This window comes from Enterovibrio sp. FF113 (assembly GCF_041439165.1).
Lineage (GTDB): Bacteria > Pseudomonadota > Gammaproteobacteria > Enterobacterales > Vibrionaceae > Enterovibrio > Enterovibrio norvegicus_A.
Genome location: NZ_JBGONO010000011.1, coordinates 92,862 through 115,321 on the forward strand (window position 1 = coordinate 92,862; position 22,460 = coordinate 115,321).

Annotated in this window: 20 protein-coding genes; 6 read left to right on the plus strand and 14 right to left on the minus strand. The window is 45.8% G+C overall.

The genetic code is table 11. The features are described 5' to 3' along the window. Positions 1–320: 320 nt before the first annotated feature. Genes fba through ACED36_RS10770 form a run of 4 tightly spaced genes read left to right on the plus strand, consistent with a single transcriptional unit; the run spans position 321 to position 4,375 of the window. Positions 321–1,385, plus strand: a complete 1,065-nt coding sequence (fba, locus tag ACED36_RS10755) for a class II fructose-bisphosphate aldolase (RefSeq protein ID WP_017006447.1) — start codon at positions 321–323, stop codon at positions 1,383–1,385. A gap of 49 nt (positions 1,386–1,434) precedes the next feature. Further along, complete coding sequence (locus tag ACED36_RS10760; protein ID WP_017002759.1) at positions 1,435–2,361, plus strand: phosphoribulokinase; 927 nt, start codon at positions 1,435–1,437, stop codon at positions 2,359–2,361. 10 nt (positions 2,362–2,371) lie between these two features. Beyond that, positions 2,372–3,424: a class 1 fructose-bisphosphatase gene (locus tag ACED36_RS10765; RefSeq protein WP_371733237.1), complete on the plus strand. Its 1,053-nt coding sequence runs from the start codon at positions 2,372–2,374 to the stop codon at positions 3,422–3,424. A gap of 39 nt (positions 3,425–3,463) precedes the next feature. Next, positions 3,464–4,375 carry an inositol monophosphatase family protein gene (locus tag ACED36_RS10770; protein ID WP_017006449.1) on the plus strand — a complete coding sequence of 304 codons (912 nt, stop codon included), beginning with the start codon at positions 3,464–3,466 and terminating at the stop codon, positions 4,373–4,375. Here ACED36_RS10770 and ACED36_RS10775 read toward each other — a convergent pair. The 8 genes from ACED36_RS10775 to matP all read right to left on the minus strand — a co-directional run bounded on the left by ACED36_RS10775 (position 4,372) and on the right by matP (position 12,300). Beyond that, the gene (locus ACED36_RS10775) at positions 4,372–5,427 is read right to left on the minus strand and encodes an FUSC family protein (protein WP_371733238.1); all 1,056 of its coding nucleotides are present in this window, start codon (positions 5,425–5,427) and stop codon (positions 4,372–4,374) included. The genes ACED36_RS10770 and ACED36_RS10775 overlap by 4 nt on opposite strands. Positions 5,428–6,426: 999 nt before the next feature. Continuing rightward, positions 6,427–6,888 (minus strand): GNAT family N-acetyltransferase, encoded by a 462-nt coding sequence (locus ACED36_RS10780; RefSeq protein ID WP_017002764.1) that lies wholly within the window; start codon positions 6,886–6,888, stop codon positions 6,427–6,429. 121 nt (positions 6,889–7,009) lie between these two features. After that, on the minus strand, positions 7,010–7,543 hold the full coding sequence (locus ACED36_RS10785) for an AAA family ATPase (protein WP_371733239.1): 534 nt from the start codon (positions 7,541–7,543) through the stop codon (positions 7,010–7,012). A gap of 423 nt (positions 7,544–7,966) precedes the next feature. After that, positions 7,967–8,632, minus strand: a complete 666-nt coding sequence (locus ACED36_RS10790; protein ID WP_371733240.1) for a class GN sortase — start codon at positions 8,630–8,632, stop codon at positions 7,967–7,969. Continuing rightward, complete coding sequence (locus ACED36_RS10795; protein WP_371733241.1) at positions 8,629–10,773, minus strand: marine proteobacterial sortase target protein; 2,145 nt, start codon at positions 10,771–10,773, stop codon at positions 8,629–8,631. Before ACED36_RS10795 ends, ACED36_RS10790 begins: the two co-directional genes overlap by 4 nt. Positions 10,774–11,146: 373 nt before the next feature. Further along, positions 11,147–11,551 carry a PPC domain-containing DNA-binding protein gene (locus ACED36_RS10800; protein WP_371733242.1) on the minus strand — a complete coding sequence of 135 codons (405 nt, stop codon included), beginning with the start codon at positions 11,549–11,551 and terminating at the stop codon, positions 11,147–11,149. Next, positions 11,551–11,841, minus strand: coding sequence for a DUF3634 family protein (locus tag ACED36_RS10805; RefSeq protein WP_016962156.1), 291 nt, complete (start codon positions 11,839–11,841; stop codon positions 11,551–11,553). The genes ACED36_RS10800 and ACED36_RS10805 overlap by 1 nt, the downstream gene beginning before the upstream one ends. A gap of 9 nt (positions 11,842–11,850) precedes the next feature. After that, positions 11,851–12,300, minus strand: coding sequence for a macrodomain Ter protein MatP (gene matP, locus ACED36_RS10810; protein WP_016962157.1), 450 nt, complete (start codon positions 12,298–12,300; stop codon positions 11,851–11,853). Positions 12,301–12,548: 248 nt separating this feature from the next. Between matP and ACED36_RS10815 the strand changes: the two genes are divergently transcribed. Both ACED36_RS10815 and fabA read left to right on the plus strand, forming a co-directional pair. Further along, positions 12,549–14,222 (plus strand): AAA family ATPase, encoded by a 1,674-nt coding sequence (locus ACED36_RS10815; protein WP_371733243.1) that lies wholly within the window; start codon positions 12,549–12,551, stop codon positions 14,220–14,222. A 63-nt stretch (positions 14,223–14,285) separates the two neighbouring features. Beyond that, positions 14,286–14,804: a bifunctional 3-hydroxydecanoyl-ACP dehydratase/trans-2-decenoyl-ACP isomerase gene (gene fabA, locus ACED36_RS10820; protein ID WP_026023782.1), complete on the plus strand. Its 519-nt coding sequence runs from the start codon at positions 14,286–14,288 to the stop codon at positions 14,802–14,804. A gap of 18 nt (positions 14,805–14,822) precedes the next feature. Here fabA and ACED36_RS10825 read toward each other — a convergent pair whose 3' ends face one another. The 6 genes from ACED36_RS10825 to rlmKL all read right to left on the minus strand — a co-directional run bounded on the left by ACED36_RS10825 (position 14,823) and on the right by rlmKL (position 21,553). Further along, positions 14,823–14,954 carry a hypothetical protein gene (locus ACED36_RS10825; RefSeq protein ID WP_371733244.1) on the minus strand — a complete coding sequence of 44 codons (132 nt, stop codon included), beginning with the start codon at positions 14,952–14,954 and terminating at the stop codon, positions 14,823–14,825. A 110-nt stretch (positions 14,955–15,064) separates the two neighbouring features. Then, a complete protein-coding gene (gene rmf / locus ACED36_RS10830; protein ID WP_016962160.1) occupies positions 15,065–15,235 on the minus strand; it encodes a ribosome modulation factor in 171 nt (56 codons plus the stop codon). A 163-nt stretch (positions 15,236–15,398) separates the two neighbouring features. Then, a complete protein-coding gene (locus tag ACED36_RS10835) occupies positions 15,399–17,243 on the minus strand; it encodes a DUF3466 family protein (RefSeq protein WP_371733245.1) in 1,845 nt (614 codons plus the stop codon). Positions 17,244–17,245: 2 nt separating this feature from the next. Then, positions 17,246–19,174 (minus strand): ABC transporter ATP-binding protein, encoded by a 1,929-nt coding sequence (locus ACED36_RS10840; protein ID WP_371733246.1) that lies wholly within the window; start codon positions 19,172–19,174, stop codon positions 17,246–17,248. After that, a complete protein-coding gene (locus tag ACED36_RS10845) occupies positions 19,161–19,415 on the minus strand; it encodes a glutaredoxin family protein (protein ID WP_017002774.1) in 255 nt (84 codons plus the stop codon). The genes ACED36_RS10840 and ACED36_RS10845 overlap by 14 nt, the downstream gene beginning before the upstream one ends. After that, entirely contained in the window at positions 19,415–21,553 is a 2,139-nt protein-coding gene (rlmKL, locus tag ACED36_RS10850) for a bifunctional 23S rRNA (guanine(2069)-N(7))-methyltransferase RlmK/23S rRNA (guanine(2445)-N(2))-methyltransferase RlmL (RefSeq protein WP_026023783.1), read from the minus strand. Before rlmKL ends, ACED36_RS10845 begins: the two co-directional genes overlap by 1 nt. Between the last annotated feature and the right edge of the window lie 907 nt (positions 21,554–22,460).

Here is a 22,460-nt window from a genome sequence, read left to right on the forward strand (position 1 = left end):
CATCCCACATTAGACAAAAGTGAATTCCCACTGTGCTGGTGGATTATCAAGTCATTGATTTTAAATTGTATAACTCCATGTCCACATGACTTATAAGTGTAACTTATCCTTATCTTTGTTATTCCTGATTGGTGTGAGTGACGTTTCCCCCTTATTGTGATTTCACTAGGGGAATGCATATTGCTTAAAGGTTTATATTTTTTAAAAAAATTCGTCATCTATTCATTAAATACAAATAAGTTAATAGTGATGATTAATACAATATGGCAGAGGCTATTTTTAGATAAAAATTTTCAAATACAGCAAGCAAGGAGAGAATAATGGCATTGATCAGCTTAAGGCAATTACTCGACCACGCAGCCGAGCACAGTTACGGTGTTCCGGCGTTCAACGTGAATAACATGGAGCAAGTTCACGCTATCATGCAGGCCGCAGAAGCGTGTGACAGTCCTGTCATTTTGCAAGCATCGGCAGGGGCGCGAACTTATGCTGGCGCAGGCTTTTTACGTCATCTTATGTTGGCGGCTGTTGAGCAATGGCCCTCTATTCCGATTGTGGTACATCAAGATCACGGCGCTTCACTGGCCGTTTGCCTTCAGTCTATTCAGCAAGGATTTACCTCCGTCATGATGGATGGCTCGTTGCTGGAAGACATGAAAACGCCAGCGAGTTATGAATATAACGCCGATATCACGCGTCGAGTCGTTGAGATGTCACACGCTGGTGGTGTGTCAGTAGAAGGCGAGTTGGGTTGTTTGGGATCACTGGAAACCGGCACAGCCGGAGAAGAAGATGGCTCTGGTGCTGAAGGTGTACTTAGTCACGATCAGTTGCTGACCGATCCTGAAGAAGCCTTAATGTTTGTTCAACAAACAGGGGTTGATGCGTTGGCCATTGCCATTGGTACCAGTCATGGCGCATACAAATTTAGCCGACCGCCAACGGGCGATATTCTTGCCATTGACCGAATCAAAGCCATACATGCGATGATCCCCGACACGCACTTGGTCATGCATGGTTCTTCCTCTGTCCCTCAAGATTGGCTAGAAATTATCAACGAACATGGCGGTGAAATGGGAGAAACCTATGGCGTTCCCGTCAGTGAAATTGTTGAAGGCATTAAACATGGCGTGCGAAAGGTCAATATAGATACCGATCTTCGCATGGCAAGCACTGGTGCTGTGCGACGTTTTCTAGCGAACAATCCTAGCAATTTTGATCCGCGTAAGTTTCTGTCCGCCGCAACACAAGCCATGCAAACACTCTGTCAAGAACGCTATGAGGCATTTGGTTGCGCAGGAATGGCATCAAAAATCACGCCAATAAATTTAGAGGTCATGGCATTTCGTTATGCAAATGGCGAGCTAACGCCGTCTTTCCATTGAATCAGGATTAGAGATTGAAAATACGAGAAATACGCCAAGGAGTGCAATTATGTCAGTTAAACATCCTATTGTTGCTGTGACAGGATCATCTGGAGCAGGGACATCGACGGTGAAAAATGCCATGGAGCAAATATTCCGTCGCAATCATTTTGATGCCGCAGTGATTGAGGGCGATAGTTATCACCGCTATGACAGAGTCGAGATGCGCGAGCGGCTAAAACGCGCTTACGAAAAAGGCAAAAATTTGAGTCATTTTGGTTCCGACGGCAATGATTTCGTTGAGCTCGAAAAAACCTTTAAAGCCTATTCTGAATCGGGAACGGCACTTCGTCGATACTACATTCACAATGAAGAAGAAGCATTGCTTCACAGCCAGAAAGTCGGGACGTTTACGCCTTGGACACCCATTCCTGAAGGCTCTGATCTTTTATTCTATGAAGGTTTGCATGGCGGAGTGGTGACAGAGAAAAGCAACGTGGCGCGGTTTGTCGATTTGTTGATCGGTGTGGTTCCCATTGTGAATTTAGAATGGATACAGAAAATTCATCGTGACACACATGTGCGGGGTTACAGCCGTGAAGCCGTGACGGACACCATTCTTCGTCGCATGCATGATTATGTGCACTTTATTACGCCACAGTTTTCACTAACGGATATCAATTTTCAGCGTGTTCCTATGGTGGATACCTCTAACCCATTTATCGCCCGTGATATTCCTACGTTGGATGAAAGCATGGTAGTGATTCGCTTTAGAGATCCAAAGAAAACGGGCGTCGATTTTTCGAATCTGCTCAACATGGTTCATGGTTCATTTATGTCACGTCGCAACAACATTGTCGTCCCAGGCGGCAAGATGGGATTAGCGATGGAGTTGATTATGCAGCCACTGATCGAAGAGCTGGTTTTGAACGGTTCAAATCGTGTAAGTGTTGCCACAACCCATGACAGATTCGCCAAACGCGAGCCAGCAATTTAAGGAGTTCAGTATGAGAAAGGGCATGACGTTTACACGCTTTATTATCGAAGAGCAGCGCCGAATTCCAGAATCGACTGGGGAGTTTACTTTGTTACTCAGTGCCATTGTCACCGCGTGCAAAGAAATATCAGATGACGTAAATCGCGGCCAACTGATTAACGTTCTTGGCAGCGCCGAAACTGAAAACGTTCAAGGTGAGACACAGAAGAAACTCGATATTATCTCTAACGACATCATGTTACGCGCACTGGAATGGTCGGGTCATCTCGCAGGTATGGCCTCGGAAGAGATGGAAGAGGTCTATCCCATCCCCTCGAAATACCCCACGGGAAAATACTTGTTGGTTTTTGATCCGCTGGATGGTTCTTCAAACACCGAGGTTAATGTTTCGATAGGTACTATTTTTTCGATTTTGCGTTGCCCAGAAAACATTTCTGCGCCACGTGAAGAGCACTTTCTACAACCTGGCGTTCGGCAAGTCTGCGCGGGATATGTGCTTTATGGTCCCGCAACGAATTTGGTGCTCACGACAGGTCAGGGGGTTAACGGGTTCACACTCGACCGAGATATTGGCGAGTTCATCTTGACGCACCCAAAGTTGCAAATCCCAGAATCGACCAGTGAATTCGCAATCAATATGTCCAATCAGCGTCACTGGGAACCAGCCGTTAAACGCTACATCGATGAAGTTGTTGCTGGAGCAGATGGTCCGCGAGGACGAGATTTCAATACGCGATGGGTAGCATCCATGGTGGCAGAAGTTCACAGAATTCTGATGCGTGGCGGCATTTTCATGTACCCTAGAGACAATAGAGAGAACGTAAAAGAGGGAAGGTTGCGCTTATTGTACGAAGCCAACCCGATGAGTTTTATCATTGAACAAGCGGGCGGTGCTTCAACAACGGGTCGTGAAAGAGTGATGGGAGTTTGCCCAGATAAGCTTCATCAACGTATTCCCGTTATGCTCGGCGCAAAGGAAGAAGTAGGTCGCATTGACCGCTATCACACTGAAATGGATGAAGAAATAGAGTCTGAGTTACCATTTCGACAAGAGGCTAATTGATTCCGATCTTTATGGCGCTGATATCGCACCGGAGGTGTTATGGACTGCCGAACAGAGAGTCAGAGAAACGAAGTACTGACACATGACCACGTAGAGCAGCTACTTAACATGCCAATTGGCACAGCTTGGCAAGTACTGAGAGATATTGTCAGCCAAGCTGCCCAAGACATAATGTTACCTAAGTTTGCTTTGAACGCCTATCAACAAGAGGTTTCACACAAAGAAGATGACTCACTGGTAACGCTTGCTGATAAACAAATGCAGCAGCGTTTGATCGAGACGTTAACGAGTTACTGGCCTCACATTCCTGTATTAGGCGAGGAGCAAACTTCGCAACAGCATGCATCAGTAATAACGTACTTAGACAGCGCAGCTTGGGTGTTAGATCCCATTGATGGAACGGGAAATTTTGCCGCCGGCATCCCGTACTTTTGTACATCTTTGGCGTTGGTGGTTGAAAGCAAGGTGGTGTTGAGTCTGGTGCATGACCCAAATCGAGATGAATCGTTTTTTGCTTTCCAAGGAAGTGGCGCACATCTCAATGGACAAATATTACGACCAAGAGTCATGTTCAACAATTCACTAAATCATGCCTCAGCATTGATAGATTTTAAACGCCTACCGACTAACTTGGCATCGATACTCGCAATAGATCCGCCGTATCGTTCTCAACGAAGTTTCGGTGCAAGCGCACTTGATTGGTGTTGGATAGCGGCCAGTCGGTGTCAGGTTTATCTTCATGGCAGTCAGATGCTTTGGGATTACGCCGCGGGCGAATTGATACTGCGAGAAGCAGGCGGGTGTTCATCAAGTTTTGACGGCAAAGCTGTTTTTGAAAAAAGCTTGGCGCCACGAAGTGTCATCGCTGCAATTGATCCGGATTGTTACCGCCAATGGCGAGATTGGCTTAACGGTCGGGGAGACCTACGCTTAAAACTTGAGATCGACTAGTCGAGTTTTGCTTTTCGCGCATGGAGCCCATGAGTCATGATGAGCGCGATAGCCACCCAAAAGCAACCGATTAAAGTATCGAGGAAGCGCCAACTCATCAGTTGTAAATCACCCTTAGGTAACAAGGCGAAGTTTATTGCCACCATCACAGTCACCGTGATGACGAGGCTGAAAAGTAAATAGCTTTTACGCAGACTGTACGGGATCCAAAAAGCAAACAAGGCAACAATGATGGCCAAGCCAATTTGGTCAATATAACGAACCGCAATATAGGCAATCAAAATTCCCAAAAGGGTGCCTAGAATACGATCCCAAAGATGGTGCCATGAAAGTCGATCATCAATGTGCATGACAAATAATATGGTCAAGCCAACCCAGCCAGGCTGAGTCACATGCATCCAATCCGCGCTAATGGTAGCGGCCAGTATCGTTAGGGGTAAAGTGAGTCCATATAAAGGTCCATTGGTGTCTCCCTTAATGATTTGGAAAAATTCGTTGTTGGGTGAATGCGCAATCTCATCTGTTTTGTACATCCATCCTTGCAAGAGAATCAGCATTAAGGCTAGCAAGGCGCCGGCAAAATACGCGATGCCAATGGATGCCGAAGCGGGAAAACCCAATTGCGCAAGCAGCAATGCAGTGGCGAGATACTTACCGAGTAATCCCCAATAGGCATGCTCGGGTTTGGGTTGACCAGCAAGGAAGCCAAAGATCATCAGAGCTGCGATGGCAAGTTGAGAATGGCCAACCAAAGTCAAACCTAAAGCGGCAGAGACAATGACGGCGAGCACGCCGATTACGATAGCTGCCATTTGTTTGAGCGCTTGGCTGCGTGGGTCGAGCAACAACGCCAAAAGCGCGCCCAATGTCATAAAGGCAGCTCGCACATAATCTTGAGCGAGAGCGCCATACAAAATCGGCAAACTCATACCCAAAGAAAAAAGTAAGCCTCTGGCTCGCTCATAGGGAAACATATCGAATTCTGTGCTGATGAACGGTGTGGTATGAGTATAGAAAGCGTCGAGAAATACGGTTGGTCGAACGTGTTTCACTATCAAGCATCCGGCGTGCTTTTCAAAACAACGATCCCATGATGTTTGGAAATCATCGGCTCGTTGTCGGCACTGGTAAATACGCTAAAGTTAAGCAGCCAGCTGCTTGTTACTTATAATTGTTAGGTGATGAAGAAGTCAGTTGGAACCAGTTTCCAGATGAACTTCTTAATACGCTAGTAATTATATACTTTATGGTAAATAGACAATTACGTTCAATAGACTGAATCTAATGAGTAAAGAGAGGACTTGATGGCATGAGGGAAGCACATTTCACGCTACTGCATATCTTATTTAACATAATATACATAATGCGTAGTGCGGTATAACTGATGACATAGTGCGGTTTGGCGTTTATCTGGTCTATTGCTCATTCTTTCAGCGACTTTAAGCTTTGTCTGTTTGATCTTTGTTGGCGTTGTGCCGTTGATGTTTCTTTTTGGTTTGTGCGGATTGCGGTTTTGGTTCTAACTTTGTTGTCATGTTCTTTGGTGTTCGGCAGATTGAATGTTTTCGTCAACTGGATTCACTTGCTCGCGCTTGGAGTTCGCGATGCTCTGAACCATTGCTAACTGCATTAGCTGTTTATCAAACGTGGATACCGACGCGGGATAAATGGAAGTATTAAAACCGGCTGCTACGGTTTATTTTAACTCTCGTGCCACTTATTCGATAAATGCGAACACACGCTTTATATTCAATATCAGCTCTCTTGCATAAACTACCTTCATTTTCTGGCAACATTTCAAACGCTGACCAGCTAAAGACCCGCTCAACTTATGCGGATGCTCAATTAAATCATCAAAATTGCATGCGGATAGCTCATCGGTAAACTGGCCAGTCATATCATAAAATGTATATTATCGAGATGGCAATATGACTATTTAGCAATGAGCGAGATATTTTTAGATTTCCTACCTGTGTAATTTATCGATTTTGTAGACATAGTTTAGTAAGAAATCATCCAAAAAGTGACGCGGTAACACTTTAATTTATCTATCAAGTTAACGACTTAACCCGCACTGATACATCCACTCCCCGACTTTCAACTTGCTCAATCTCCTGCCAACCCAGCTTCGCGTATAAGCCGCCGTCGAGTTGTTCGGTTTGTAGGTGTAGTTGTTGAACGCCATTCGTTAATGCGATTTCTTCGATCATGGTGACAAGCGCTGAGGCAATATGTTTTCCTCGATATGGGAAATCAACATATACACCTCCTAACCAATGTTCTTTGTCTGGGTAGATATTCATTTCATGGAAGCGTAAATGCGCTGCACCGACGGCAATGTCTCCGTCCATGGCGAGAACAAGTAGTGGGATTTTATCGGTGTTGAGGTAGTCACTGAGCTTGTTCGTGAAATCTTCTAGTGACGCGTTTGAGAGTGCGCCCCATTCATTGAAGTACCACTTGGCGACAAGCGGCAGAAACTCAGGTCTGTCTGCGAGATAAATAAAGGTCATCGTTTTCCAACCGCGTATTTCTATATATTCAATACATTAACAAAGTATGTTGGTTATAAAAAGAGACGCTCTGTTTGAATGCCCAGGTTCAAAACCTGGGCGATAAAATGAAATTCATCGATTACACGTCGTGTTTTTGCTCATACATAGTGGCAGCAACAATAGTGGCGAGTTCTTTTACTGAAGTTGAGGTGCTGTCGATTTCCAAATCGTAGATAAGGTGCATTGGTGAGGTTGCAAAGCTATGCCTGGCTTGTTCAATGGTACGATCATTTCGTGCGGCCGCACGACACTCCAGTTCTGAAAGTTCGCAATGCACACCGACGTAGAAACGGTCATGCTGTTCGAACGCGAGATCGATTTGTAATGCACGCTTTGAGGTGGAAATAACGGAATCGAAAATGACGTTGTTCCCTGCTTTTAGTAACGTGTCGACACATAGCAGCGCGTTCTGCAGCAAGGTGCTTGAGTCGACGTCTTGCCAATCGTTTTCTGACTGACATTGTGCTAACACTGAAACTGGCAACGTAGAGGTGAAAGTATCTAAAGAAAAATAGAGCCAGTTATCATTTAAAAGCTGCTCTTGAAGCTCTCTTGCTAGCGATGTTTTACCAGCCCCTGAAGGGCCATCAAGTACGATAAGATGTTTAATCATAAGGTCGTATACCGCTGAAAGTTAAGAGTGATCGCATGTTGCAATGAAACAATATGCCCTTGATTACATCTTTTTCCTAAATGGTAAATTTAGAAAGAAATACCACTCAATCAGCGTTAAAAATGCGAGCCATACACATAGTGTTGCAACAGTGAAACACTATGCTTTTTCAGGATATTTCCAACCCGTACATCAAATCACAGACAGCTAAAAATCGGCCTATAGTATTGTTAATTAGTACTATTAATCAAACCAAGGCAATATCACAAATAAGAATGGAAAGTAAAATTCTGTTTATTTGGTGTTTAGCTTAACTTCGAATCCCCTCTTTCTTTCCGTCAGGGACTTACCGTGTTTAATCCTCGGTATTTGATTAGTTTTAGATGCATACTTTTAAGTTATAGTGCGTTAGGGTTAAGGTATTTAAAGCCACAACTTATTCGTGTGGTGACGAGTATAAAATTCCGTTGGGGAGAAATCATCTAAGCCAATTTCAGGGTCAATCGGTTTAGCGACGACAATATACCGCATTGGCCCGTTAAATGTTAATGAATCAAACGGATAGCATGTGATCAGTGTGATACGATCATCTGCCGTATTGGCTGCCCACTCAGTTTCCGATTCATGCACGACGGCCACATTCGTCACTTGATAGTACAGCTTGGTTCCCGCACGCGTTTCTAGGTTGAGTTCGTCCCCAAGAGCTAACGAGGCCAGCCCCGAGAAATGGGTGTCGTTATGACCAAAGACCACCACGTTCCCTTTTCTACCAGGTGCGGCGGTTTGTGTTTGTAACGTCGGTCCAAACGCAAGGTTTCGCGCATTCGCACCAGACAACACCCAATTAGACGTTTGATCTTGCATTGACAGCTTCGCTATCGGATATGTGTCTGCCCACGGCCACGGTTTGTGGTTGTCACCGGTTAGCTTTTGTTGCTCCCACGCATGGCTGATAAGAACTTGTGCCAACTGCGCCTTGGCTTTGATATAAAGTCCATTAGCCATCAAAATCGCGCCACATGTCATTGTGCCAATGAGCAAACACTGTGCCGGTGTTTGCGGTAAGAAACGGCGAATCCCTTTTTTCATGATAAGCGCCCTTTCTCAAAGGAAAACTCTCGTCTAAGCCCCGTCATTAACCACGCTGATAGACTCATAAAGACCATGCAAAACCCGAGAATAACTAACCCAGTACTACCCAGCCCACTTTGTAACAAGGGTTGTACGTTCTTGGGTTGATGAGGCGCTATTTGATGCGGCGTGGCCGTCTCGCTCATTGGTCGACTTGGGGTTTTATCAACGGCAACAAGGCTAGTGTGTTTAGTGACGATATGGTGATCTAGCCCAAGCTGCGTGATACGAGACTTTTTCACTTCGTTATTTAGCGCCTGGTTGAGCGTAATGCTTTCGATCTGATTACGAGCCCAAAGCACGTCAATGCCATTCGCCTTTTCCGCATTGATGTCTGCCAGACTGATCTCATACGTCCATTCATCATCTGTCAATTGTCCACTTAGCCTCAGCGTCTCGGCACCTTCAGGGATAACAAACGCCAGGGTTAACGGTTGGCTTTGATAGAGGTCGGAAATTGGCGAGGGCCAAGCATCAACGGGCTTTCCATTTTGCCATTTCACGTCGATATCTTTCATGATCGGGCTTGATAGCTTGTCAAAAAGAGGCTTCATGACCGCATTCACTTCGTTCAAACTGCCGACATGCGTAAACGTACCCTTGCCACTGACTGCCGCACGCTGCATAAACGCACTGTTAGGTGCTGAGCCAATGCCTACTGTAAATAAGCGGCGGTCTCCTCGCCCTTGGTCAATCAGACGATACAGTTCCTCTTCGTTGCCAATGGCGCCATCCGTGATAAATACAACTTGATTCAAGTAGCCGTCCAGAGCGGCAGAATCATAGGCAAGCGTAATGGCATCGACCATTTCCGTACCGCCATCGGCTTCCAAACGTTTAACGCCGCGAATGACATTTTGGATATTATCATTGGTCGCTGGTAACGCATTGGCTGACAAGCGCTTGGCTTTGTCGTTAAACACAATCAGGTTGAAATAGTCGTCAGAATCTAAGCGGCTCAACGCATAGATAACCGATTCTTTGGCTTGGTCCATCGCATCACCATACATAGAACCCGAAGTATCCAGTACTAAGGTTATGTTTTTGGGGATCGGGTTAGACGTTTTTGATTGCGGCGGCATCGCCATTAGCAGGCCATAATTTTCATTGTCGCCGTGTTGAACAAACATCGCAGCCACTGGTTCTGCCCCTGCTAACGGACGCCATGACAGTTCGAAATCTCGATCTGCAATCGCCATTTCACTGAGAGTGACCGAATAGCGACCGGCCGTAACTTCAACAACGTTGATGTTTCCTGTTTGGCTTTCGATTAACCCGACAGGCAACCCCATGTTGAGGTCAATATCGAGATTAAATGCGATAGCGTCATCGACTAATGGATCTCTGTATTCAGAGGATATTTCGTTGGCATCGGTCACTTGAGCCGTTGCAACTGCCCAGCCGTTTTGAAGATCAGCCAATGCTGACGAAGCCGGCTTAATGGTTTCACTGGCTTGCTCTCGTCGCGTCTCGTCAAGATTATGTGCATGACTTTCCGATACTGAAGACAGTGGCAACCCAGGTATATAGCGCTGCGTAAACGTGGTTGGAAAGCGAAGACTGAATTCTCCATCTTCATAGTGAAGCGTTTCTTGATATTCAATCTCAACGATAATGGTCTCGTTCGGTGCAATGTTTGCCATCTGCGTTGAAAACAGGTTTGAACGGTGTTGCTCAATCAATGATGTTTTCTTGCCGATGGCAGCCGCTTGATTGAAGATCTCTCGGGCTTTCTGCTTTTCTTGAATTTCGCCTTCGATAACACGTTCGCCGACGCGAATTCTTAACCGATCAACGGCGGCATTTTGTGGCAACGGGAATAGATACCGCGCGTTGACCCAATCCTCGGTTGGATTAGAAAATACCTGCCTAACGGTTACGCGATTGATCAACCCATTAATCACCATGCTGGCATCGGTTGAAAACTGGGGTGCTTCTGTCCACAACGTCGATTCACTATTTGCTGACTGAATGTATAAGCCTCCTTCTTCTTCTGCAGCGAAAGCCAGTGCAGGCATGAGAAAGATGAGTAGTGCGGTGAGCAGCCAATCAGAGGTTGGCCCTTGAAAGTGAGTTCGAATGAATGTCAGGGTTAACATTGCCACGTCCTGTATCGTTTTTGATGGGCTTATTACATCAAAACAATCTGTCACTTTCGGGCGGCAATTAAGGATGAATAAAGAACAAATGTGGCAAGATTATGGCAAGCCAATACTCTAAGTTATAGTGCGTTAGTGTTCTGCTAATAAACGAATTACTGGCTATATTGCTAAGTGAACAAACGAACCCGAGTAGGCATTAACACCTTGAAAGTATGCAATATTAGATACTACCTCAACGACGTTTAGTCACTGAAACTAGCGTTCTATGCATGCCACCTTGTCTTTTACCCGAAGATTTTCTAACCATGGCACATAACTATTCACAATGTCATTAATAAATCATTGTTCTGCTTTACCTTTATTATATCGTCTACTGTTTGCCTACGACTAACTCGGTGTACCCAGTCCCGCCGTCAAACTCACGTGTAAAAGACATATTCGGAAACGAGAACAAACAGACTTCGGCAGTGTGGCTGACGATACTGCCTTCCATTAAATGCCCGCCTACCACTTCGCCCTGCTTGTTTGCGACAGCAATATGAAGGTGCACATGATCGGGCGTAAGCGTGCCTGACACTGAGATAATTTCAACATCTTCATGAATGTCGATAGTGGATTTTCCGTCTGCCGTTCTGATCACAAGTCGCGATAAACACCCCACAACGGAGGCTACACACCCTGCTGGAATATTATGATATCTAATGGCGTCGAGAATTGACAGTTTGAGGTCAGCCCCTCGCGTTAAACGAAAGGCTTGAGGTGTAACGGCATGCATTATTTGAAAGACTTATAAGGGAAGACGTTGCGAATTCGTTGCTGCGCTTTGTTATCGATACTTTTCGATATGACCAATTTAACGGGTTTAAATCGATTACGATAAACTTTCACTGTTCCGGTAATCGGATTGCGCTTGGCAATCTCTGCGCAGTCGTGCAAGAGTCCGTGAGGGATTTTACCTCGTGTCTTTATGATCTCACCGTCTTTGAATTTGATGAGAAGAATGGGACGGTCAATGGCGATAAACACAAACAGCGCGATAAAACTCCCCGCCAGAAAGTACTCCATGAATTCACCTTACAAATCTAACAAACTATTCAAATCTTTCTTCAACGCATCAACTTTCTTGTTGGCGTTTTGCGAACGATTAGCTTCACCAATCAAATACTCTATCGTATCTGACAATGTGGCATCGAGTTCTTGCGCTTTCACAGACAGTTTTTCCCACACACGAAAATCGAGGTCAATAGACTTTTTGCGCGTGTGCTCTTGTTCTGCATTAAAGTGACGTTTCCGCTTAGCGCGAATGGCTTGCTTGAGCTTAATATCGAGCGCCGGTGACATATGCTCACCAATCCATTCGATCACTCGAGTGGGTTCGTGTTCAAGTGCCAGAAGAGATTTAATCGATACATCTATCTCGCTGGTATCGACATAGCGGGATACATTGAAGCCCTCTTTGTGCTTCTTAACCAGATAACTCCATTTCCATCCGGCTTCGAGATTTTCAAGTTGTTGATATTTCATATTATTAATTTTTTATTGTGAGAGCTAAAGTGATGTGAAATTACAGTTACAGCGTAACAGTAGATTACTTTTTAATCAAATTTTACCTGTTATATCTTATTGATATTTTCGTCGCTTCGCTCACAAAGTGAGCCTTTATTTTTAATTATTTTCTCGAATCATGACAAGCGGTTATCTTCGCTACTTTGCAGGGTCTTATTCCTTTATAATGGATATATCTAAATCTCCAAAGGCAGAAACCCAGACGTATGCAAGAAGTTACCTGGCAGTCCGTTGTTCCCCAGTTCTCTCACGTAGAGCAGCACATTGAAAATTACGCTTCGATAGACGCCGTTGCGCCCAGTGCTCTGCAACCTCGACTGAAAAACAGCATTCAACGGCTTGTCCATGAGTCGCACTTCCCTCGCCTTTTGCTGGTCACCGCGGCCGATGTTCATGACTACTTTACGCTAACGGAGAAGATGGTGGTTGACCACCTTCCCAAACCGGACATGCCTGTTGTTATTGCTGAAAACTTTGATGAAACTCAGTTATTTGGTGCAGTTTATCCTAACAACGACAGCGTGACAACGTCACAAAAAATGGAAGGTTTACTCCATAAAGCGAATGGTGGCGTGCTGATTATTTCGCTAACCGGCATTATCAGTCAGGCCAATATTTGGAATCGACTGAAAAACGTCATTGCGACAAATACGTTGCATTGGAAAAGCGCCAAGCGAGATACCTATTGCGAATTGCCAGATCCTGAAACCATCTCTGTCAGTGTCATCGTTATTGGTGATCGTGGATTAATGGCAGACTTCGCAAGTGGCGAACCAGAGCTACACGGTATTGCGAGTTATTGTGAATACGAGCAAGACATACACCTTTCAGAAGAAAACATTGATACCTACCTTGCTGTGGTTAAAGGCTTCCAGCAGCAATTCGGCGTAAAACCTCTGACCACCGGTGCAATCAAACGCTTTATGCAGGCTGGTGCGCGTCACGCTGAAGACCAAGAGCGCATGCCCCTTTGCCCGTTGTGGGTTCAAACTATTTTGCGTGAAGCTGATTATCAATCACTGACAGACGTCATCACTGATGAAGACTTAGATGCGGCGATTTCAGCCAAATACTTCCGTGAGTCTTATCTGCCACTTCGTGCCGTTGATGACATTCACAAAGGCCAAGTATTTATTGATACTGAAGGCGAACATATTGGGCAGGTAAACGGCCTGACCGTGGTTGAGATGCCTGGACATCCAATGGCGTATGGCGAACCGGCACGTATCTCTTGTGTCGTGCATTTCGGTGACGGTGACATTGCTGACGTAGAACGCAAAGCAGAACTGGGTGGCAATATCCACGCGAAAGGCATGATGATCATGCAAGCTTTCGTGAGTGCTGCACTGGATTTGGACGAGCCATTGCCTTACTCCGCCTCTATCGTATTCGAGCAGTCTTACTGTGAAGTGGACGGTGACAGCGCATCGTTGGCTGAACTCTGCGCCTTTGTGAGTGCTCTATCTCAACAGCCGATCAACCAGAGCATTGCCATCACGGGCGCTGTCGACCAATTCGGTCGTGTACAAGCAGTTGGCGGTATCAATGAGAAAATTGAAGGCTTCTACCACATCTGTGAGCATCGCGGCTTATCCGGCTCTCAAGGTGTCATTTTGCCAATGACAAACCTCAACGCACTCTGCCTTAGTAAGGACGTCACCGAAGCCATTCGTGATGGTAAGTTCCACATCTGGGCCGTTGAAAATGTTGAAGAAGCATTCCCATTGATCACCGGTGTGCCATTTAGTGGCGAAGAGGACGATGAAGAAACCGAAACACTGCTCGATAAAATCGCGCTGCGAATCGAACTCTTCCACCATGGTGAGCATCGTCACACATCACTAATAAATAAGCTTAAAAACATGTTCAGCCGACACTGATCAGAGTTGTCTAGCGTACACGTGTACGCTAGAATAATGACATCTTTTTGCAGGAGCAGTACAATACTAATGAAACGTCACTCATATGATCGCGACGACCTAATTGCCTCAAGTCAGGGCGAGCTTTTTGGCCCTGGCCGTCCTCAGTTGCCAGCTCCAAACATGCTGATGATGGACCGAATTGCAAACATCACCGATGAAGGTGGTGATTTCGGTAAAGGTTTTATTGTTGCTGAACTCGACATCACACCTGACCTTTGGTTTTTTGATTGCCACTTCCCTGGTGACCCAGTAATGCCTGGTTGTTTGGGCTTGGATGCAATGTGGCAGCTGGTTGGTTTCTTCCTTGGCTGGATGGGCGGCGAAGGTAAAGGCCGAGCTCTGGGTGTAGGCGAAGTGAAATTCACTGGCCAAATCCTCCCTACTGCGAAAAAAGTGACGTATGAAATTCAGATGAAGCGTGTCATTAACCGTAAATTGGTAATGGGCGTTGCTGATGGCCGTGTACTGGTAGATGGCAAAGAAATCTACGCTGCGAAAGATTTGAAAGTAGGTTTATTTCAAGATACCTCTTCATTCTAAACATGCGCCAATCTTTCATTAAACCGCCCCTGTGGCGGTTTTTTTGTTTAGTGCTGCAGATTCCCTCTCTTCTCGCGTTTGTCCTTTCTGGTGCGAATCAGCTTCACCCACACGGTTTCCACCCACAGACTTAAGTAGAGATATCGACATCTCCAATCCTGTATTGAACAATAATTCAAACCCAATTAGTTATAGTGCATTAAACGGGTAAGAAAAAGCCCCGAATTCGGGGCTTATTTGGATGGATTGCAAGAAAGAGATTATTTCATTGACGTCGCTTTAGTATCTCGACCATCACGCCAACCGCCTAGCCATTGGCTGCGTGCGTCCGTGGCTTGATAAGGACATGTTTCAGAGGATCGACCGCTTACGCCGGCTTGATAGCCTTTAGCTTGTGCTCGCTCTAAACGATCTCGCTTCTGTCTTTTCATATTTCCGCCCTCTTATCCTTCGACAAATGTATCTTTGCGATGCGGCTTAACAGGGTCACTGTTAATGAACCGCACCATTTAAGATTCATTCAAGGTTAATAAATAATCAAGCATCGACTGGCTCATCCGACAAATATTTGTGAGGACGAGCCAAAAATGAACATTACTTTCTACGTCTCAACAGTCCACCTAGCCCAAGAAGAGCAAGGCCTAGCACACCAAAACCACCACCGCTGCGAGTGATCGTATTTGTTTCGTAAGGACGAGGTGTAATATCACCGCTTTCACGTGTCAGTTTCACGGCCACCAGCGCTTCTTCGCCATCACATTTTGCGTCATGGGCTGTTGAACTATAGCCACCAGCACAATAGAAAGCAGACGCTGCAATATCACCATTTACTGCAATATCATAAGCTTCAGCGATACGGTAAGCATTCGCTCCCGTTGCACCATTGGTCAGATCATCCAACAACCAACCGCGCGTATTGTCGAAATCGGCCAAATTTGGCGCAGAGCCATGCAGATATACATAGCCACGCTGGCGTCGAGCGCGATCACGGGAGGATTCAATATCGACCTTACCCACCAGCTCATTATTGTCGTTAATCGCCGCCGCAGTCGCGTTGTAGCCATTAAAGAACAATGAACTTTGAGCAGTGGTTAAAAGTGTCGTTGATGTGCCTTCATTAACAAACACATTTTCTGCGTATGCACCGTTATTCAGCCTGTAGTTCTTAGCCACACCTACAACGACATTGTTTGCATTAATGTCGTTGGCTTCGGTGTAACTATAGATAATATCGCCATTTTGGCGGATTTCTATGCCAGGAATAAGCGACATACCCCAGCAAGTGCCAGCGGATGAATCTAGTTTTAGTGTCGCAAAACACGCATCAAAATCGGCGGTTGGCGTAAACTTCACGGCACGAGCATAGAAGTCACTATCATCATAAGTGCTAAAACCAACCATTGTCGGCGCAGTGTCCGCCCCTACAAGCGCTGCAGCACGAACACTTGCCTGAGCGGTATCGTCTGTATTGCCAGTTGCACCATTCGGGAAGCCAGCAATAACTCGTGCATTATTGGCATCAGTCGCGCCGAGCAACCAAACAGATGCCTGATTAGCAAACTGATAGTACTGACAAGCACGGTTGCTATAGTCAACAGAGCTTGAGCAGCTATTTAAATCGGAAAGCCCAGAATCCTCTGGAGCCTTGTTGCTATTGTTTGGTTCTGCCATGTTATGCGTTGAGGCCGAACCAAACACAATCGTCGTGCCGTTAGCATCTATTGAGCCATTGGCATTGGTTTGACCGATTTGTGGAATAACACCTGTTGCGCTTGATGGAGGAAGAAGTTCTGTGCTTCCTGAAAAGCCTCGACGAACAAATGCACGAGCGTTATAGCTACCTTCGTCGAAATAAGGACTGCTGGAAGCCCCCATCGCCTCCCCAGAATCAGTCACCGCATTAACGACAACATTGGTAGAATCCGTATTTGGGTTTGTCAGCGTTGTACCGGAAACACCTGAACCAAACGGATTAACCTGAGAGCCATCTAAAGTAGCGACACTATTGCTGGTATAACCTGCATGCCAAGCATCAATTTCTTTGTTCAAGCCGCCAGTACAAATATTGGCATCATAGTCTTCACTATCACACACTTCACCAGATGCTTTAATGCCATACCATTGCTCATTCGCCCACGTATCGCAGGTGTTGTAGCCAAGGTAGTTAAAACAGTAACTATCCAAGTCATTATAGCTATTAATGAAATGCTCTACGTCTACCATGTAAGGCAGCTCTTGAGAGTAGTTAAGTCCCACAGGGCCACTTAACACCTCAACCGCAACTTTACCGCCATTAGGCGAAATAGCAGTAGCAGCCGCTGACTGGCTTGTGGATGCGTTATCCACACGGTCGACAGAATACAATGCCGCATTCGCTGCGATTGGAAAACCAGCCATCGCAAGCGCGACAGCTGAAAGTTTAAATTTGTTGAACTGCATTACTATTCCTTCTGCATCTCTTCGAGTTCTTCCCATCGCTCAAACGCCGTTTCCAATTCAACTTCAACATCGCTCAAACGCTGCAAAATTGGCTGAGTTTCTTCGGTGCTTTTCTGGAAGAACGCAGGATCGTTCACCGATTCCTGTAACTGCGAGATTTCATTCTCTAAGTTTTCAAGAAGCTGTGGAAGCGCTTCTAGCTCTCTTTGCAACTTATAAGACAGTTTTTTGCCTGGCTTATTGTTTTCAGCTTGTTTTATAGGCGCTTCTTCTTGTGAAGCTTCCTGTTTCTTTTGTTTCTCTTGAGGTTTATCTGCACCAATCGTCTGACGATAATTATCGCGTTGCTGCATCGCATCGTGATAACCACCGACGAATTTGTGAATAACACCCTCACCTTCAAACACCCAGCTATGAGTCACGGTGTTATCGACAAACTGACGATCATGGCTCACTAACAGCAAAGTACCCTGATAGTTGGCAAGCAATTCTTCCAAAAGTTCCAACGTTTCGATATCCAAATCGTTGGTTGGTTCATCGAGAACCAATAAATTACAAGGCTTAAGGAAGATACGCGCGAGTAGAAGGCGGTTCTTCTCACCACCAGATAAGGCTTTTACTGGCGTTCGTGCACGACGTGGGTGGAACAAGAAATCTTGCAGGTAGCCAAGCACATGTCGCTTACGCCCACCCACTTCGACTTCCATCTTGCCTTCCGCAAGATTATCGACCACGGTTTTCTCTGGATCGAGCTTCTCTCGGTATTGGTCAAAATAAGCCACTTCGAGCTTAGTGCCGACATGGAACTTGCCAGTTTCGGATTCCAGATTTCCCAACATCAACTTCAGCAACGTACTTTTGCCACAGCCGTTAGGCCCAATCAATGCAATACGGTCGCCACGCATCACATTAAAGCTAAAGTCTTCGATTAAGTTCTTTCCATCAAACTTAAAGCTAATGTCTTTCGCTTCGAAAACGATTTTTCCTGACTTAACCGCTTCATCAACCAGTATATTGGCACTACCCAACACTTCGACACGCTCAGATCGTTCGCGACGAAGTTGCTTAAGGGCACGTACACGGCCTTCGTTACGCGTACGACGCGCTTTGATCCCCTGGCGAATCCAGGTTTCTTCTTGCGCGAGTTTTTTGTCGAACTCAGCGTTTTGATCAGCTTCGACACGAAGCGCTTCTTCTTTGGCATCAAGGTATTTTTCGTAATCGCCAGGCCATGAGCTCAATTGACCGCGGTCGAGGTCAACGATGCGTGTTGCCATAGAACGAATAAATGCACGGTCGTGCGAGATGAAGATGATCGCGCCTTTGAAATCTTTAAGGAAGTTTTCCAGCCACAAAATCGTCGCCACGTCCAAATGGTTCGTTGGCTCATCTAGAAGTAATACATCAGGCTCACACACCAGTGCACGCGCTAAAGCGGCTTTACGCTGCCAACCACCAGACAATTCGGACAACTTCTTAGAACCGTCCAATTTAAGTGCATCAAGCACCATGGTCAGTTGGTTTTCAAAATGCCATGCGCCAGAATGGTCTAGCTGATCTTGAACCCTTGCCAATCGGTTGATGTTCTTCTCGCTAGGATCCGTTTCCATCAACCCGAGCAATTCGTGGTACTGCTTAAGGAGCGCCCCTGCTTCTGCTAAACCTTCAGACACATAGTCAACCACAGTGCCTTCGGAATCACGCGGAGGATCTTGCTCTAAACGTGACACTTTCAAATCTTGCTGGCGGTTAATACTGCCGTCATCAAGCTGCACTGTGCCATGGATGACTTTCATTAGAGTCGATTTACCCGCGCCGTTTCGGCCGACAAGACAAACCCGTTCATTGGGCTGCAACGCAAATTCTGCGTGGGCGAGTAAAGGATTATCGCCGTAAGCGAGCTGAGCGTTGGTGATGTTAATCAATGCCATGTTTAACTAACCATGTTGTTAAAGCGAAAGAATCAAAAGGCCAGCTCAGTTCTTCAATGACTGAGCCGTCTTTCGTTTGAAGTGAGATAACAGGAATAGTGACGCCGTAACGAGAGTACAGCGTGTCATCAAATGCAATGTCTATAACGTTCAAAGCAGCGGTGTTATCCGCTGCTTGATATAAAGCCATTGCCTCTTCACAAAGGTGACACCCTTCCGTGCTGTAGAGGATTAAGGCCATTAACCTTCCTTGTGGGTAATAATCCAACAGTTGTGGATCTGCTTGTTACGTTCAAAATCCAATGGAATAGAACGATGAGTAATGTTTTGTGCTGACAAACCCAGTTCGCCGAGCGCTTCGAGATCCATCTTGAAGTTACGTTTGTTGTTAGAGAACACAATCTCGCCGTCAGTTCGAAGTAGACGTTTCAGATCAGCCATCAGTTTGATGTGGTCACGTTGCACATCAAAGTTATCTTCCATACGTTTTGAGTTAGAGAACGTTGGAGGATCGATGAAAATAAGATCGTATTGACCTTGTTCTGACTCAAGCCACTTTAGGCAGTCCGCATGAATGTATTGATGCTGATTCCCCGCTTTACGATTCAATTCCATGTTGCGTTCAGCCCACGCGAGATAGGTTTTAGACATATCTACGGTGGTTGTTGACTTCGCGCCACCCACAGCGGCATGAACCGTTGCTGTACCGGTGTAAGCAAACAAATTGAGGAAGTCTTTACCTTTCGCTTTATCACCCAACATCTTGCGGGTGTTACGGTGGTCTAGGAACAAACCTGTATCAAGGTAGTCTTGAAGATTAACTTCCAGCGTCACGTTGTATTCGTGAACCTTCATAAAACGCTTGGCTTCACCCAGCTTCTGATACTGGTTAGTGCCTTTTTGCTTCTCTCGGGTTTTCAAGATGACGTTGTTTGCGTTAACACCAGTCACGGCAATAGTCGCACGCACAGTGTCCATCAAACGACGACGGGCAGTCTCTTCCGGGATTGTTTTAGGCGGCGCGTATTCTTGAATAACGATGTTGTCGTTATAACGGTCAATCGCCACGTTGTAATCGGGTAAGTCAGCGTCGTACAAGCGATAACATTCAACGCCCTGCTGTTTCGCCCACTTCTCGAGTTTCTTGAGGTTCTTGCGTAAACGGTTAGAAAACTCTGGGGCAACATCCGGCATTTGCACTTGCACTTGGCCATCTGGTGACGTTGTCACCTCACCACGGGCAGTGATCTGGTACGTCTTCATTTCACAATCAAGTGCACCGTTACGCAGGTTATAGGTGCTCTCTGCACGCATGCGAATGCAGCTCAGGAGTTCGTTAGAACCAGAGTAGATGTGTGCGACGGAACCTTTGAATTGCGTTTTAAGCTGCACGCCCAACTGGGTGTACAGCGCAATAAGACCCGGAGTAGTACCAAGACGCTCGCCATATGGCGGGTTACAAATGATGTGACCCGTGCCAAACCCTTCTGGGTTTTGCAGTGTACTTGCGTCTGCTTCTTCAAACTGAATAAGGCTACCAACACCTGCGCGGTTCGCATTCGCTTTTGCCGTTTCAAGCACACGACGGTCGTTATCAAAACCAAAGAAGCGCGTTTCGCACCTTGCAGGGCCTTTCTTGGACTTAACGGTAACTTCCGCATGCACTTCCATCCACTCTTCGCGGTTGAAAGATTTCAGTGATTCAAAGCCCCAACGTTTACGTTTCAATCCTGGCGCAACTTGCGCTGCCATCATTGCTGCTTCAATCAGTAACGTGCCTGAACCACACATAGGGTCAAGCAAGGGTTGCTCTGATGTCCAACCGCTTTTCATCACCAATGCCGCGGCATTGGTTTCACGCAAAGGAGCCATACCTGCTTCGGTACGGTAACCACGCTGGTGCAAGCCACTACCTACCATGTCGATACCCAGCAGGCCATCTTCACGAGACAAGCGCATGTGAATACGAAGGTCAGGTTGCTCACGGTCAATGCTTGGACGCTCACGATCCGCCTTAATAAAGCGGTCTACGATGGCATCTTTAACTTTCAGCGCACCGTACTGACTGTTGCGAATTTCACGGTTAGTACCGTTGAAATCAACAGCAATTCGCTTTTTCTCGCTAAAGTATTCTGGCCAGTTAATGGCAGTTGCACCCAGATACAGGTCCATGTCATCACGTACGGCAAATTCGCTGAGTACAAGAATAAATCGTGATGCTGTGCGGCTCCATAAACAGCACTTGTAAAGGGTTTTCTCATCGGCAAGGAAACGTACGCCGGCATTAACCGCTTTAACGCTGCTTGCGCCGAGTTGTTCGAGTTCTTCTGCAAGCAGGTTTTCGAGACCGCGAGAGGTAATAGCTAAATATTGATTCATGGAAATGTATTCTGAGGGATTTTGCGCGCGATTATACCTGATTTCGTGACGTAGCGCTCTATTGGCAGCCATTTCTTTTCCATTCAATTTAGCCAAAGAGCAAGGTCTTGTAGCGCCAAGCTATACCTATTACTTATCTAAAAGCGCTATTTCAAAAGAAGGCTTTTATTACACTCAACGCCTCATCTTCCCCTCACTTTCGCGTTATCCACAACGAAGAAAACTGTTTCCCACAAGAAACCATTATCACAATATGCTTAATCGTTCTGGATGGGGATCACAACCCAGCCTCAAGCCAGATTGTTAATCTATATATGTACAAATAGTAAGCACACACTTATCCACAACATTAATGAATATGTAGCATCAAAAATAGTCTTAACGCCCCATTCATTCCTAATAAGAAAGTTACTATTCACACCAAATCTGGTATATACCACTGTGATGAATCAATGGCTTCTCTTTCGATAAATGGGGAAATTTAGTTATTATCGTTTCTAAAATAGACCTATTTTCGCCAGTTTATAGCGATAATTGAAAGCGGATAAACATTGTATTGATGCAAATTGCGTGAGATAGATCACTTTTATTGGTGGGAGGATTCTCGTTGATTTGAAGGGACTTTCTCACAATTGCATATAAATGAGACAGCCCTTCTTTTTCATTGATAGATAAAAGCAGGTGAATCAAAGCCTGGGATAAGGCTATTCAGACAGAGCAGTTCTGTATGGCTTGTATTGATTCAATGCGAGCAGAGCCAACTCACCCCTGGTCGATACGCCATAGAGGCGCCAGCGCGAGATACAAGCTCAAAGGATATGTGATCAGTCTTTATATCGGGGATTTTACGTGTTCAGTGGCAATTTAGCCTGTTACAGGTAGAAGTTAGAATGCTTGATGGATGATT